This is a genomic window from Ureibacillus sp. FSL E2-3493 (genome assembly GCF_038077515.1).
Lineage (GTDB): Bacteria > Bacillota > Bacilli > Bacillales_A > Planococcaceae > Ureibacillus > Ureibacillus halotolerans.
The window spans coordinates 1,125,914-1,140,873 of the sequence record NZ_JBBOPK010000001.1 but is presented as its reverse complement, the minus strand read 5'-3'; the positions used below and the strand labels follow the sequence as shown (position 1 = coordinate 1,140,873).

General features: G+C 36.9%; 12 protein-coding genes. All 12 read right to left on the bottom strand.

The window, feature by feature from the left end; all coding sequences use genetic code 11:
- Window positions 1-2 precede the first annotated feature (2 nt).
- The 12 genes from MHH69_RS05895 to pyrH all read right to left on the bottom strand — a co-directional run bounded on the left by MHH69_RS05895 (window position 3) and on the right by pyrH (window position 14,700).
- Window positions 3-308 (bottom strand): YlxQ family RNA-binding protein, encoded by a 306-nt coding sequence (locus MHH69_RS05895; protein ID WP_122970397.1) that lies wholly within the window; start codon window positions 306-308, stop codon window positions 3-5.
- Window positions 305-583, bottom strand: coding sequence for an RNase P modulator RnpM (gene rnpM / locus MHH69_RS05890; protein ID WP_122970396.1), 279 nt, complete (start codon window positions 581-583; stop codon window positions 305-307). The genes MHH69_RS05895 and rnpM overlap by 4 nt, the downstream gene beginning before the upstream one ends.
- A 58-nt stretch (window positions 584-641) precedes the next feature.
- On the bottom strand, window positions 642-1,778 hold the full coding sequence (nusA, locus tag MHH69_RS05885) for a transcription termination factor NusA (RefSeq protein WP_122970395.1): 1,137 nt from the start codon (window positions 1,776-1,778) through the stop codon (window positions 642-644).
- Window positions 1,779-1,800: 22 nt separating this feature from the next.
- Window positions 1,801-2,280 (bottom strand): ribosome maturation factor RimP, encoded by a 480-nt coding sequence (rimP, locus tag MHH69_RS05880; RefSeq protein WP_122970394.1) that lies wholly within the window; start codon window positions 2,278-2,280, stop codon window positions 1,801-1,803.
- 325 nt (window positions 2,281-2,605) lie between these two features.
- The gene (locus tag MHH69_RS05875; protein WP_122970393.1) at window positions 2,606-6,931 is read right to left on the bottom strand and encodes a PolC-type DNA polymerase III; all 4,326 of its coding nucleotides are present in this window, start codon (window positions 6,929-6,931) and stop codon (window positions 2,606-2,608) included.
- A gap of 70 nt (window positions 6,932-7,001) precedes the next feature.
- Window positions 7,002-8,708, bottom strand: coding sequence for a proline--tRNA ligase (locus tag MHH69_RS05870; RefSeq protein ID WP_341361881.1), 1,707 nt, complete (start codon window positions 8,706-8,708; stop codon window positions 7,002-7,004).
- A gap of 244 nt (window positions 8,709-8,952) precedes the next feature.
- On the bottom strand, window positions 8,953-10,212 hold the full coding sequence (gene rseP / locus MHH69_RS05865) for an RIP metalloprotease RseP (protein ID WP_122970391.1): 1,260 nt from the start codon (window positions 10,210-10,212) through the stop codon (window positions 8,953-8,955).
- Between the two features lie 47 nt (window positions 10,213-10,259).
- The gene (gene dxr, locus MHH69_RS05860; protein WP_341362954.1) at window positions 10,260-11,405 is read right to left on the bottom strand and encodes a 1-deoxy-D-xylulose-5-phosphate reductoisomerase; all 1,146 of its coding nucleotides are present in this window, start codon (window positions 11,403-11,405) and stop codon (window positions 10,260-10,262) included.
- A gap of 96 nt (window positions 11,406-11,501) precedes the next feature.
- A complete protein-coding gene (locus MHH69_RS05855; protein ID WP_122970390.1) occupies window positions 11,502-12,296 on the bottom strand; it encodes a phosphatidate cytidylyltransferase in 795 nt (264 codons plus the stop codon).
- Window positions 12,293-13,084 (bottom strand): isoprenyl transferase, encoded by a 792-nt coding sequence (locus tag MHH69_RS05850; RefSeq protein WP_122970389.1) that lies wholly within the window; start codon window positions 13,082-13,084, stop codon window positions 12,293-12,295. The genes MHH69_RS05855 and MHH69_RS05850 overlap by 4 nt, the downstream gene beginning before the upstream one ends.
- Before the next feature lie 333 nt (window positions 13,085-13,417).
- Complete coding sequence (gene frr, locus MHH69_RS05845) at window positions 13,418-13,975, bottom strand: ribosome recycling factor (RefSeq protein ID WP_122970388.1); 558 nt, start codon at window positions 13,973-13,975, stop codon at window positions 13,418-13,420.
- Window positions 13,975-14,700 carry a UMP kinase gene (pyrH, locus tag MHH69_RS05840; RefSeq protein WP_122970387.1) on the bottom strand — a complete coding sequence of 242 codons (726 nt, stop codon included), beginning with the start codon at window positions 14,698-14,700 and terminating at the stop codon, window positions 13,975-13,977. Before pyrH ends, frr begins: the two co-directional genes overlap by 1 nt.
- Window positions 14,701-14,960: the final 260 nt, after the last annotated feature.

Here is a 14,960-nt window from a genome sequence, read left to right as displayed (position 1 = left end):
GATTAATTTTCGTTGAGTAGACTAGACATCTTTTTCGCGAATCCGCTATCTGTAATAGCAAGTGCGACACGTGCTTCTTTACCAATTGCAGTCCCTAGCTGGTAGCGATCACCAAACACATGATACTCAACGTTGTAATACGTACATTTATCTTGAATTTTTTTACTAGAATTTTTTGAGGCGTCAGCGGCTAGTAGTACAAGCTTTGCTTTATTCGTACGTATTTCCTTTACTACTAACTCTTCCCCTGAGACTACTTTTCTTGCTCTTGCTGCCAATCCTAATAGTTGCAGTAGTCTCTGATTCATAAAATTGACTCCCGACGAATGAGTTTAATGAGTTCCTCATAAACTTCATCTGGAATTTTCACTTCTAATTGGCGCTCTAATATATTTTTCTTCCGCGCAGTTTCCACCGCTTCTTCCGATTTTGAAATATAAGCACCGCGTCCGGATTTTTTCCCTGTTACATCGACCGATACTTCTCCTTCTTTTGAGCGAACAATTCGTATCATAGATTTCTTAGGAAGCATCTCGCCCGTTACAACACATTTACGTAATGGAACCTTTTTTTTCGTTGACATGAGATATCACCTTCCCTATATAAAACGAGAAAATTAAAACTTATTCCTAACTGTGTCGTTATTCTTCTTCGTCTTGATAAAGGTCGTACCCAATATCTTCGAAGGAAGCATCTTTGTCTTCTTGAACAAAACGACTTGTCTCGTTCGGATAAATTCCTAATTCACGAGCATCCGTTTCACTTTTAATATCAATTTTCCAACCTGTTAATTTTGCAGCAAGACGTGCATTTTGACCACGCTTACCAATAGCAAGAGAAAGCTGATAATCAGGAACGACAACAGTAGTCGATTTTTCTTCTTCGTTTACGATCACATCTAATACTTGTGAAGGACTAAGTGCATTTGCAACGAAAACGACTGGATCTTCTGACCATTCTACAATGTCAATTTTTTCTCCATTTAATTCGTTGACAATCGTTTGCACTCGCGCACCTTTAGCACCAACGCATGCCCCTACTGCATCGATTTCTTCATTGTGAGCATAAACAGAAATTTTAGAGCGATCCCCTGCTTCGCGAGCAATGGATTTAATTTCTACAATACCTTCGAAAATTTCTGGAACTTCCATTTCGAATAGTCTGCGTAGTAATCCTGGATGTGTACGAGAAACAATGATTTGAGGTCCGCGTGTCGTACGCTCAACTTTTGTAATATAAACACGAATTCTTGATTGAGGTTTATATACTTCACCTTGAATTTGTTCATTAGTAGGTAGAGCAGCCTCCACCTTCCCTAAGCTAATGTAAATGTTACGAGCGTCTTGGCGTTCAATGACGCCATTGACAATATCATCTGTACGATCTACATATTCTTCGTAGATTAGTCCGCGCTCTGCTTCACGAACACGTTGTGTAACAACCTGCTTAGCTGTTTGCGCAGCAATACGACCAAAGTTGCGAGGAGTTACTTCTTGTTCTAATACGTCACCAATTTCATAAGCAGGGTTAATTTCTTTAGCATCTTCAAGAGAAATTTGAAGACGGTCATCTTCCACTTCTTCAACGACATCTTTACGAGAATATACGACCATTGAACCATTCTCTAAGTTTAAATCGACACGTACATTTTGTGCTTGATTAAAGTTTCGTTTATATGCAGTTACTAATGCAGCTTCGATTGCTTCAATTAAAATATCTCTTGAAATGCCTTTTTGCTGCTCCAGAGCAGTTAAAGCATCTAGTAAATCACTACTCATTTTTGTTTTCACTCCTAAATAGCTAGTTTGATGAAAAATCGATTGCAAGTCGTGCTTTAGCGATTTTTTCTTTTTCGATAAATATCGTCATTTTACGTGTTTTAATACGAATTTCAAGCTCTAAACCTTGTTCAGTATATGCTCTCAAATAGCCTTGGAATTCTTTCATGTCCTTAATCGGCTCATATGTTTTCACATAAATAAATTTACCTACTGCTTTTTTAAAATCAGATTCTTTTTTTAATGGTCGTTCCGCACCTGGTGAAGATACTTCTAAATAATAGTTTTGCTCGATTGGGTCCTTTTCATCCAGAACTAAACTTAGACGCTCACTTACAATGGCACATTGATCAATATCAATTCCGCCTTCAGGTGTATCTATATAGACACGAAGGAACCAATTGCGGCCCTCTTTCAGAAACTCTATATCGACTAATTCTAGGTTCAATTCTTCTAAAATTGGTGTAACAAGCTCTTCAATTACTGACGTTACTTTGCTCATAGTATCCTCCCTACGTAATTGTCTGTTGCTTATACATGTTAGATGACAGTAGTTAGTTAAAAAACAGAAATTCCACCAAAAATGGTGAAATTTTAAAGTAGTACCTAAAGGTAAGAAAAATTTGGATTAGCATAACAACAGAAAAGAGCGGGAAAGCCCCACTCTTTTGCTGCAAAACTATCAACAAATTATTACCATAACAATAGCACAAATTATTACTTAATGCAAATTTACGTAAATGTGTTACTCCATTGGTAATAAATCAATTAACTCCTAGCGTTATAGCATCTTTTCTAAAGACGCATAAAAGTAATGGTTCATTTTATTAGAATAAGGAAAGTTGATTCGCATCCGGTAGTCCTTCTAAACATCCTAAAGAATCCATATACTCAATTAATGTTTTCGAAACTCGACCCCGTTGTTGTAAATCTTCTTTCGATAAAAATTCACCATCCTCTCTAGCGGCAACAATTGCTTTCGCAACGTTAGTCCCTAGACCAGGAATCGCATCAAAGGGTGGAATTAATGAATTACCGTCTATTATAAACTCGCTTGCTTGTGAACGATAAAGGTCTACTTTTTTGAAGCTCATACCTCGCTCGCACATTTCTAAAGCAAGCTCTAAAACCGTCAGTAAGTCTTTTTCCTTTTTGGAAGCATCTAACCCTTTTGCATTGATTTCATCGATGCGAGAACGAATCATCGCCGAACCTTGAGTCATCGCAATTAAGTCAAAATCACTTGCACGAACGGTAAAATAGGCAGCGTAATATAAAATAGGATGATGCACTTTAAACCAAGCTATACGTACCGCCATTAAAACATAGGCTGCGGCATGGGCTTTCGGAAACATGTATTTAATTTTTTTACATGAATCGATATACCATTCCGGTACATTTTGCGCCCGCATTTCTACTTCCATTTCTTCGGTTAATCCTTTCCCTTTACGAACGGATTCCATTATTTTGAAAGCAAAACTTGGTTCTAACCCTTGATAAATTAAATACACCATAATATCGTCACGACAGCCAATTACTTCGGATAAAACACATGTACCGTTTTGAATTAATTCTTGAGCATTTCCTAACCAAACGTCAGTACCATGGGAAAGACCGGAAATTTGAACAAGTTCACTAAAGGTAGACGGTTTTGTATCCTCTAACATTTGACGAACGAATCTTGTACCAAACTCAGGAATACCTAAAGTACCAGTTTTACATCCAATTTGTTCTTCAGTTACCCCTAGTGATTCTGGAGAAGAGAAGATTTTCATTACTTCTGGATCATCGGTTGGGACTGTTTTCGGATCGATACCGGATAAATCCTGTAGCATCCTAATAACAGTCGGATCATCGTGTCCAAGTATATCGAGCTTTAACACGTTATCATGAATGGAGTGGAAGTCAAAATGGGTTGTTTTCCACTCGGCATCTTGGGCATCTGCCGGATATTGCACAGGTGTAAAATCATAAATATCCATATAATCTGGAACAACGATAATACCACCTGGGTGTTGACCCGTTGTCCGTTTTACACCAGTACAACCTTGTACAAGTCGGTCCACTTCTGCTCCACGGAACGTCACATTATTATCATTGGAATAACCTCTTACATAACCGTACGCTGTTTTTTCGGCTACAGTACCGATTGTACCCGCACGATAAACATAATCTTCCCCGAACAGTACCTTCGTATAATTATGGGCTTGAGGTTGGTATTCCCCAGAGAAGTTCAAGTCGATATCAGGTACTTTGTCCCCTTTAAATCCTAGGAACGTTTCAAAAGGAATGTCTTGTCCATCCTTTTTATAACGGGTACCGCATTTTGGACAGTCTTTGTTAGGTAAGTCAAATCCACTACCTACCGAACCATCATCGAAAAACTCTACATTTTTACAATTTGGACAAATGTAATGGGGTGGTAACGGATTTACCTCCGTTATTTCCATGAACGTTGCGACTAATGAAGAACCTACCGAACCACGGGAACCAACTAAGTATCCATCGGCAAGGGATTTTTTCACTAGTTTCGCAGAAATTAAATAAATTACGCCGAATCCGTTCCCTAAAATAGACTTCAACTCTTTTTCAATCCGCGCTTTCACAATTTCAGGTAATTCTTCTCCATAAATTTTATGGGCCATTTCATACGTTAAATTCGTAACTTCTTCATCAGAACCTTCAATTTTCGGCGTATAAAGCTCATCTTTAATCGGTTTCACATCACCGATCATATTAGCAATTTTTTGTGAGTTCGTCACAACAATTTCCTTTGCTATATCTGGCCCTAAAAAATCGAATTCCTTTAACATTTCATTTGTAGTACGGAAATGTACAGCAGGTAATTTATAGCGATTTAATGGATTAGCCCCACCTTGAGAACCGACTAAAATTTGTCTAAACACACTATCATTTTCATGTAAATAGTGTACATTACCTGTTGCTACGACCGGTTTTTCCAAACGTTTGCCAAGCTTCACTAATTTGCGAATTATATCTTCCAAATTCCATTCATCATGGATCGTTCCGCCTTCTATTAACGGGGCATAAACAGGTTTTGGATGTACTTCTATATAGTCATAAAATTTCGCAACTTTTTCTGCTTCTTCTGGAGATTTATTCATCATCGTTTCGAATAATTCCCCGTTACTACAACCAGAACCGACAATTAGCCCTTTACGATATTTAATTAGATCCGAACGGCGAATACGCGGAACTCGATAATACGTTTGGGTGTGGGCAATCGAAATTAATTTAAATAAGTTTTTCAACCCTTCATTGTCCATTGCTAAAATCGTGCAGTGGTAAGGTCGAGACTTTTTATAACTTTCGTTTTTATCAATATGTTGATTAAATTCATCGTGATAATGAATGCCTTTTTCTTTTGACTCTTTTAGTAAATGTAACAATAATTCCCCAGTTGCTTCTGTATCGTATATTGCCCGGTGATGTTGAGTTAATTCAATACCATACCGTTTACATAACGTATTTAAACGATGACTTTTTAAAGTTGGATTTAAGAAACGAGATAATTCTAACGTATCAATAACGGGATGTACGACGCCTTGAATACCCGCCTTTTCATAAGCGGTATATAAAAATCCCATATCAAAGGAAGCATTATGGGCTACTACAATCGCATCGCCAATAAACTCTCTAAATTCCGTTATGACCTCGTCCACTTCCGGTGCATCGCGCAACATATCGTCGGTAATATGGGTTAACTCGATAATTTTTGCTGACAACGGTTTATGAGGATTGGCGAATCGTTCAAATTTATCGATTACTTTACCTTCCTTCATTTTTACAGCAGCCAATTCGATAATTGTATCGTACGCTGTTGAAAGACCTGTTGTCTCTACGTCAAATACGACATAAGTTGCATCGTCTAAAGGGATATGTTGTTCGGCATAAGCAATTGGTGAACCGTCGTCCACTAAGTTTGCTTCAACCCCATATATAATTTTTATACCATGTTTTTTCCCTGCCGCATAAGCTTCTGGGAAACCTTGGGCTACTGCATGGTCCGTAATCGCTACTGCAGAATGACCCCACTTCGCCGCTTGTCCTACTAATTGATCAATAGGTGTAACGGCATCCATTTGACTCATTGGTGTATGTAAATGAAGCTCTACCCGTTTTTCCCCTTCAGGTGCTGTATCTTTACGTGATTCTTTATAAACTTCATTAATATCTTGAGCCATTACAACTAAATCCCGAACGAATGTATCATTTTGGACAGAGCCGCGTACTTTCACCCACATTCCTTTTTTCAGTTGGGCCATTCTCTCAGCATCTTCTTTATCCCGGGAGAACATTTTCACTAAAATGGAATCGGTATAATCGGTAATTTTTAATTCTAATAAAGAACGTCCACTTTTTAGTTCTTTTATATCGACAGCAAATACAAAACCTTCTAACACAACACGACGTTCTTCTTCAACAACCCGACGAATTTCCATAATTTCCGTATCTTTAATGATATTTCCTAATTGGAATGGACCGTTATTGACAACAGCTTCTGGATTATCACTTTTCGCTTTTTCACGACTTTGGAAATCTTCCATAGCTTGTTTTGCCAATTGGGCTTCTTCTAATTGGCGTTGTTCAATATATTGTTGTCTTGCCTCAATCATTTCTTCTGTTGCTTCAACAAGTTGGAAATCGACTGAGAAAGAAGGGAAACCTAAGTTTCCGTATGCCTCTACAATTTTTTGTGCATATTTCGATTTCAAAGTAAGCTGTTCCATTTCAGCCATACAATTGACAATCAATTTATTCCCCGTCCATTGAGGGATTTGGTTCATCAAACGATCTTTTAAAGGAGGTGAAGCATCCAATTGTTCCACCGCTGTTAACCAATAATCCGATATCAGTTGTTCTGTCACTTGCGGATTACGCGCTTCAATCATAATCGACGCTTGTGCGATATGAGAAAACTGTTCTGCCATCCTTGTGCGAAATAATTGATACAATTGGAACGGTAAAATATTGTTTAATGTAATGGAAAAACTCCAAATCCGATTTTTTTTATGAACAGTTAACCTAGAAAGTTCTCCTTGTTCAAAAAAAGACATGTAGACATCTTCCGTCAGCTGTAGTTGTTGCAACAAAGTTAAAAATCTTTCCCTTGCTTCTTGGTTGTCTACCACCATACTCACCACCTAGTTTTTACAAATAATTTCAAGTTAATTTTTATACCCGGTTTGAACGGTTTTCAATTTAATGGGAACGGAAATATTCGTTTAAGCGATCAATTAACTCTTCCTTTGCCCACTCAAATATTTCACCAGTCCGTCTTATTTTCACTTCCACAATTCCTTCACTTGCCCGTTTTCCAATCGTTACACGTACAGGTAATCCGATTAAATCCGAATCGATAAATTTCACCCCAGCCCGTTCATCCCGATCATCAAATAATACGTCAAAATGGTATGAAGTTAAAATATGATAAAGTTGAGAGGCTAAATCAAATTGAACTTCATCATGAATATTGACCGGTATAAGATGTATATCGTAAGGGGAGAATTGTTTTGGCCATACGAATCCATTCTCATCTTGATATATTTCAGCCATTACTGCTAGCAATCTAGATATCCCTAGTCCAAAGCTTCCCATATACATAGGTTTTGACTGACCATTTTCATCGATAAAATTCGCATTAAATTTTTCAGTTAACCAAGTTCCGGACATTCGAATATGACCGACTTCAATTCCTTTTTTTAAGCGAATTGTTCCATTTCCGTCTGGAGAAGGATCCCCTTCTTGGATATATCGTATATCTTCATAACTATTTACTGCAAAATCCCTTTCAGGATTGACATTGATATAATGATAGCCATCTTCATTCGCTCCGGCTATTCCATTACGAATCGACTGAATGGCTAAATCGGCAATGACTTTTACATTTACAGGCAACTTAATCGGTCCGATAGAACCTATTGTACAGCCTAGCAATTGCTCTATTTCCTCTTCCGTTGCCAATGTAAGGGATTGGGCTTTTAAAGCATTTCTCAATTTAATAGGATTAATTTGATGATCTCCCCGTACTAAAACAACGACAAACTCCCCATCAACTTTAAATACAATCGATTTCATACAATCCGTTTGTTCTTTCGTAAAGAATGAGCATACTTCCTCGATCGTCTTAACTTGAGGTGTTTCAACCTTTTCCAATGGGTTCATCGGTTTTTCAGAAGATGAATAACTCGTAACTACAGGAGTGATTTCGATATTCGATGCATAATTTGATTCATCGGAATAAGCAATCGTTGTTTCTCCAATATCCGATGCGACGATAAATTCATGGGCTTTTAATCCGTCCGCCGTTCGTGTATCGGCATCAATCATCTCATAATATAAACCAAGTCTACTTAAAATACTGGAATAGACGTCACTCATTTGAAGATAAGTCGCTTCTAAACTTTCTTCTGTAGCGTGGTAGGAATAAGCAGCCTTCATTAAAAACTCCTTACTCCGTAACAAACCGTATCGAGGACGACTTTCATCACGAAACTTCGACTGAATTTGATAGAAAGTAATTGGTAATTTTTTATAAGATTTTATTTCATCACGCATCAGTTGAGTCATAACTTCTTCATGACTAGGTGCAAGAATTAATTGGCGTTCGTTTCGGTCCTTTAATTGGAGCACTTCTTCATCCTTCTCATGAAATCGAAAGGAATGTTGTAAAATGTCCTTCGGCTGTAAGGAAGGTAACGTAATTTCAATTGCTCCTAACCTTTCCATTTCTTCACTTATCATTTTCTCCAACTTGTTTAACACTCGTTTTGCTAAAGGTAAATAGGAATAAACACCGCTTGTACTTTGACGTAAAAATCCAGCACGAAGAAGCATTTTATGAGACTTCACTTCTATATCAGAAGGCATTTCACGTAGTGTTGGGATAAGGGTTAAACTTTGTTTCATTGTGCCCACCTTCTTCTTATAAACTTAATGTACTTTTAAGCATATCATACAAACAACTAAGATAAATATAAACTAAAATTTACAAATCATTCTTACAAATAGATTAATAAAAAGATTTAACCTTATTCACTTTGGATTTTACCATACATGAATAAGGTTAAATTTCTTTAAAAACATTTTGTTGTATTTTCACATTCTTATTGGAATTTGTAACTATCCTATATGAACATTGTCATCTAATTGCCTAGAAGAAAAATCTTTGAATATCGTTCCACGTAACGACGACCATTAGAATCATTAGTAACACAATACCTACAAAATGAACAAGTCCTTCTTTTTGACGATCCACAGGTTTTCCGCGCAAGGCTTCAACACCGAAAAATAACAATCTACCACCATCTAATGCTGGTAATGGTAACAAGTTCATAATTCCTAGGTTAATACTTAATACGGCAGCCCAATTCATTAAGTTATATACTCCATATTGGGCAACGGTTTCAGTCGCTTTATATATGCCTACAGGACCAGATAATGCATCGATTGTAAATTGACCAGTAACTAAATCCCCTAACAGCCCTAAAATAAGAACTGTGTAATCATATGTTTGAGTTACACCGAAGGCGAGGGCTTTCAATGGATTTTTTTCAACTGGACTTTGATACATTACTCCAATTTGCCCATATTCCTTACCACTTTCCTCTAAAGCATCAGGCGTCATCGTTAACTCAATCTCTTGTCCACCTCGTTCGACTAAGAATGTTAACTCTTCACCTGGTTTTTCTTGAACAGTTCCGGAAAGTTCTTGCCAATCTTCAATCGGATCTCCATCAATCGCTTTTACAAAATCTCCCTTTTGCATTCCTGCTTCCGCAGCTGGCCCATTTTCTACGACATCATAAATAATTGGTTCGTAAGTAGGGACACCTTGCATCATTGCGATAAAAGCAAACACGAAGAATGCTAATATAAAGTTAAATAGCGGACCTGCAAAGATGGCCATCGCCCGTTGTCCTACAGTTTTCGAATTAAATTGACGATCAAGTGGAGCAATCATCAGTTCTGTTCCATTTTCCACAACAATAGCTTGTCTAGATACATTAATTCTTACAAATTGATTTTCTTCATCGTAGCCTTCAATCCATAATTCTTTTTCCAAGTCCGCCCGTTCTACTTCCATAAATAGAACATTCGGATTTTGAACATTTTGATTTAAATAAATCTTTTCAGCAACGTTATCACGATTTAATATCAATCCAACTCGATATCCTGGCTGTAATTCGATTTGATCTACATCTTCACCAGCCATACGAACATACCCGCCAAGGGGTAATAGTCGAATCGTATATAACGTCTCCCCTTTCATCATTCCAAAGATTTTGGGACCCATACCTATTGCAAATTCACGAACTAAAATGCCTGCTCGTTTCGCAAAAATAAAATGCCCTAGTTCATGGAAAAATACTAGAGAACCAAAAACAATAATAAACGCTATAACTGTTTGCATATCATCCCACCTTCAAGAGCAGTATACTTATTCTATGCTCGCTCTATCTATTTTACCATGCTCGCTACTGTTTTTCTTGTTTCACTATCTACATGAAGTATAGTTTCTAAATCTGGCATTAATATATTTTGATGATCGTTCATCACTTGTTCGATAATTTCTTCGATTTGTAAGAAAGTGATTTTTTCCTCTAAAAATAACGCTACTGCAGCTTCATTAGCAGCATTCATAGCTGTTAAAACACTTCCCCCTGCCCGTCCTGCGTCATAGGCTAGTTTTAAAGCACGGAATCGGTCAAAGTCGACTTCCTTAAAGTGTAATTGACCAATTTGCGCTAAATTCAATCGATTCCCTCCAACAAGTGGCAATCGATCCGGATAACTTAGAGCATACTGGATCGGCACTCGCATGTCAGGGGTACCAAGTTGTGCAATCACACTTGTATCATGATACTCAACTAAAGAGTGAATAATACTTTCTTTATGTAATAAAACATCGATTTTTTCAAAGGGCATATTAAATAATACATGGGCTTCAATGACTTCTAACCCTTTATTCATCATCGTTGCCGAATCGATTGTAATTTTAGCTCCCATCGACCAGTTCGGATGATTTAAAGCGTCTTTCACCGTAACATCTTTTAATTGTTCCCGTGTTTTATCTCGGAATGAGCCACCAGAAGCTGTTAAAACGAGCCGTTCAATTTGTTTTGGATTTTCACCGTTCATTGATTGGAAAATTGCCGAATGTTCACTATCAACTGGTAGAATCGCTACATTATATTTTCTCGCTTCAGCCATAACTAAATGTCCAGCTGTTACTAATGTCTCCTTATTCGCAATCGCAATTGTTTTTCCCATCCGAATAGCTGCTAAAGTAGATTCTAATCCTACACTTCCTAGAACTGCATTTACAAGAACAGTGGAATCCGAGTGTGTAGCAACTTCAACTAATCCTTTTGTTCCAAACGTAAAATGAATATGTGGGTATTCTTTTTGTAACTGTATGGCATCTTGTTCTTGTTGTACTGATACTAGCTCAGGTTGAAGATCATCGATGATTTCACGAGTTTTTTCGATATTTTTACCAGAGGATAAGGCAACAAGTTGAAAACTATCTTTATTATTCCGTAAAATATCAACTGTTTGAATTCCAATAGAACCTGTTGCTCCTAATAAACTAATTTTTTTCAACATTACTCTTCCCTTCAAGAACATTGTCTTTTATTAATAAGGTTTAACTTTGGTCAATAGGTATTCCTCAGTTTAAGAATACCTATTTGAACAAAGTTAAACAAAATGTATAAAGTGTAATAACGGTAATACAAATAGAAGACTATCAAAGCGGTCAAGAATTCCACCGTGACCAGGTAATAGTTTCCCTGAATCTTTCACTCCATAATGACGTTTAATAGCAGATTCAACTAAATCGCCTAACTGACCAAAGATGGAAGCGATAATCGAAATAAGTATTAACGCAAGCCAAGATGAGGATATCGGATAAATCCATTGCATAATACATGCGAAAATAACTGCCGTTACAATTCCACCGATAAAACCTTCAACCGTTTTATTAGGAGAAATTTCAGGCCATAATTTCTTTTTCCCTAGTTTTCGTCCAACAAAATAAGCCCCTGAATCGGTTGTCCAAACAATTAATAGGGCAAAAATAATGTAAACTAATCCATTTTCTGCGTTACGAGTTTCAATAAAATAATAAAAACCGATACCGACATATAATGCACTCGTTAAAATAAAGCCTACATCATCAAAGGTAAAACGATTTTTAATCATCACTGTATAAATTAATAACAGGATGACACCTATCATTAAAAATTCCAATTTTGAATAAGGGACGATCTCTTCTAACTCAACTGTAGAAAGAGGTAGAAGGATACAAAACATAATGAGGGCCCCGATCATACCTGGTATTGAAAAAATTGAAATATTTTTCATTCTGAGCAGTTCATATAGTCCTACTGCTGCGATCACATATACTAATAACGTAAAAGGTAAGTTGCCATAAATAACGAATGGAATGAATACTAATGCTGCAACTACCGCCGTTATAATTCTTTGCTTCACTTCATTTCTTCCCCTTTCAATCCACCGTAGCGTCGATTACGCTTTTGATAGGCGTGGATCGCTTCCATAAACGATTGATGGTCAAAATCAGGCCACAATATGTCTGTGAACCAAAATTCCGTATAAGCGAGTTGCCATAACATAAAATTACTTAATCGAACTTCACCGCTTGTTCGAATGAGTAAATCTGGTTCTGGTAGATTTGATGTCATTAAATATTGATCAATCATTGTTTCATCAATAGCGTCGATTGATATATTTCCATTATTCACTTCTATCATTATATCCTTCATTGCTCTTACAATTTCAGCACGACTACCATAATTCATTGCAAAATTTAATATTAACCCTGTATTATGTTTCGTTTTTTCCATCGCTTCATCTAAAGCTTTTTTCGTATTGTTAGGTAACCCTTCTTTATCACCGATCATTTGTATTCGAATGTTCCGTTCCATCAATTCAGGCATAAATGAATTTAAAAACATTTGCGGTAAACTCATTAAATAGTCTACTTCCGATTTCGGCCTTCTCCAATTTTCCGTTGAAAAAGCATATAAAGTTAACACTTTAATGCCTAAATCATCTGCAATACGCGCAATTTTCCGCACTGTTTGCATGCCTTCATGATGTCCTGCAATTCTAGGCATGGCTCTTTTTTTCGCCCAACGTCCGTTGCCATCCATTATGATTGCGATATGGGAAGGTAGACATTCATTATCTAGTAGAAATTCTTCAACCCTTGATGACTGCTTTCCTTTTTTTGATTTACTAAATAGTTTCTTTAACATCAGCAATTCCCCCACGTGACAACAATTTGGACGTTTTTTTTATCATAACAAAAACAAATGAATGTGTCTTAAGTTCTTTTTACCTTTTCTTAATTTATTTTGAAATATATGTATACGTATAAATTTATTATATCGTAAAACTAATTATACGAATATGACCAGTTACCTTATTATGTATACTAAACGATAAATTCAAATTTTCTCTCTCTAATGAATATACGAAAGAAAAAGACGTCCTAACTGATAGGACGCCCTACACCTGATTTTGTTCATTATTCAATCTGAAACTTAAAACTTACGTTCGCCAAGAAATAAGAACAAAGAAAGGTTTTCTTATACTGATAAGATTTCTTGTTCTTTATCTTTAGCAATTTGATCAATTTTCACGATAAAGTCATCAGTAAGTTTTTGAATATCGTCACTGTAACCACGTAAATCGTCTTCAGTTATGTCGCCATTTTTTTCTAATTTTTTCAATTCATCGTTTGCATCACGACGGACGTTACGGATTGCAACCTTTGCTTCCTCCGCTTCTTTTTTCACAACTTTTACAAGGTCTTTACGGCGTTCTTCTGTTAAAGCTGGAACTGTTAAGCGAATTACATTCCCATCATTTGTCGGTGTAATCCCGATATCTGACTTCATAATTGCTTTTTCAATTTCACCTAGAACAGATTTGTCATACGGTTGGATAACTAGTAAACGAGCTTCTGGTACAGAAATACCAGCCAATTGATTTACTGGAGTTGGAGCACCGTAGTAGTCAACAGTAATTCTGTCTAACAAAGATGCATTCGCACGACCTGCACGAATAGAAGCTAATTCGCGTGTAAATGCTGTAATCGATTTGTTCATTTTTTCCTGAGCTTGAGCTATTACTTGTTTAGGCATTAAAAATTCCTCCTAACAACTGTACCGATTTTATCACCGAGTACGGCACGTTTAATATTACCTTTATTCATTATAGAGAATACTATTAATGGGATGTCATTGTCCATACATAAAGTGGAAGCTGTAGAATCCATTACCTGTAATCCTTGTTGAATTACGTCTAAATATGTGAGTGTGTCATATTTAACAGCAGTATTATCAGTTTTTGGATCAGCAGAATAAACGCCATCAACATTATTTTTTGCCATTAAAATGGCATCTGCATCAATTTCAGCAGCACGTAATGCAGCTGTTGTATCTGTAGAGAAAAATGGATTTCCTGTACCAGCAGCAAAAATAACGACACGTTTTTTCTCTAAATGGCGCACCGCTTTTCGACGTATGTAAGGCTCCGCAACTTGTGTCATGACGATGGAAGACTGAACACGAGTTTCAATTTCCAATTTTTCAAGGGCATCTTGTAATGCTAATGAATTCATAACAGTCGCTAACATTCCCATGTAATCAGCAGAAGCACGGTCCATTCCCATTTCGCTTCCTACTTTCCCTCGCCAAATGTTACCGCCACCAACAACTACCGCTACTTCTACACCAAGTTCAACTACTTCTTTAATATCTTCTGCAACAGACTTAATAATTTTTGGTGATAATCCGAAGCCAGCTTCTCCTGCTAATGCCTCACCGCTAATTTTTATAACTACTCGATTATATTGTGGCACACTCATAGTAATCCTCCGCAACTCAATTTTATTTAACTAACGCAAGTCTTCCTCATTTTTGAGTCGCAACCTTCTCCATTGAAAAAGATGAGACAAAACTTTCGGAAAACGGCTCTAGCGTTAAAGATATATGCAAAAACTCTTGAAAAATAGGGAACACTGACTCCGTGTCCCCTATCTAACTTTATTGTGTTAAACACACAACCAAATTATTCCGTATGAACGGGCAGCAACACCACTACGATAAACGAGTTGGTATAACTGCC

Bases quoted from the DNA above. Each gene is read 5' to 3' on its own strand.
- MHH69_RS05895 (WP_122970397.1), bottom strand. From the start codon at position 308: ATGAATCAGAGACTACTGCAACTATTAGGATTGGCAGCAAGAGCAAGA.
- rnpM (WP_122970396.1), bottom strand. From the start codon at position 583: ATGTCAACGAAAAAAAAGGTTCCATTACGTAAATGTGTTGTAACGGGC.
- nusA (WP_122970395.1), bottom strand. From the start codon at position 1,778: ATGAGTAGTGATTTACTAGATGCTTTAACTGCTCTGGAGCAGCAAAAA.
- rimP (WP_122970394.1), bottom strand. From the start codon at position 2,280: ATGAGCAAAGTAACGTCAGTAATTGAAGAGCTTGTTACACCAATTTTA.
- MHH69_RS05870 (WP_341361881.1), bottom strand. From the start codon at position 8,708: ATGAAACAAAGTTTAACCCTTATCCCAACACTACGTGAAATGCCTTCT.
- rseP (WP_122970391.1), bottom strand. From the start codon at position 10,212: ATGCAAACAGTTATAGCGTTTATTATTGTTTTTGGTTCTCTAGTATTT.
- MHH69_RS05850 (WP_122970389.1), bottom strand. From the start codon at position 13,084: ATGTTAAAGAAACTATTTAGTAAATCAAAAAAAGGAAAGCAGTCATCA.
- frr (WP_122970388.1), bottom strand. From the start codon at position 13,975: ATGCCTAAACAAGTAATAGCTCAAGCTCAGGAAAAAATGAACAAATCG.
- pyrH (WP_122970387.1), bottom strand. From the start codon at position 14,700: ATGAGTGTGCCACAATATAATCGAGTAGTTATAAAAATTAGCGGTGAG.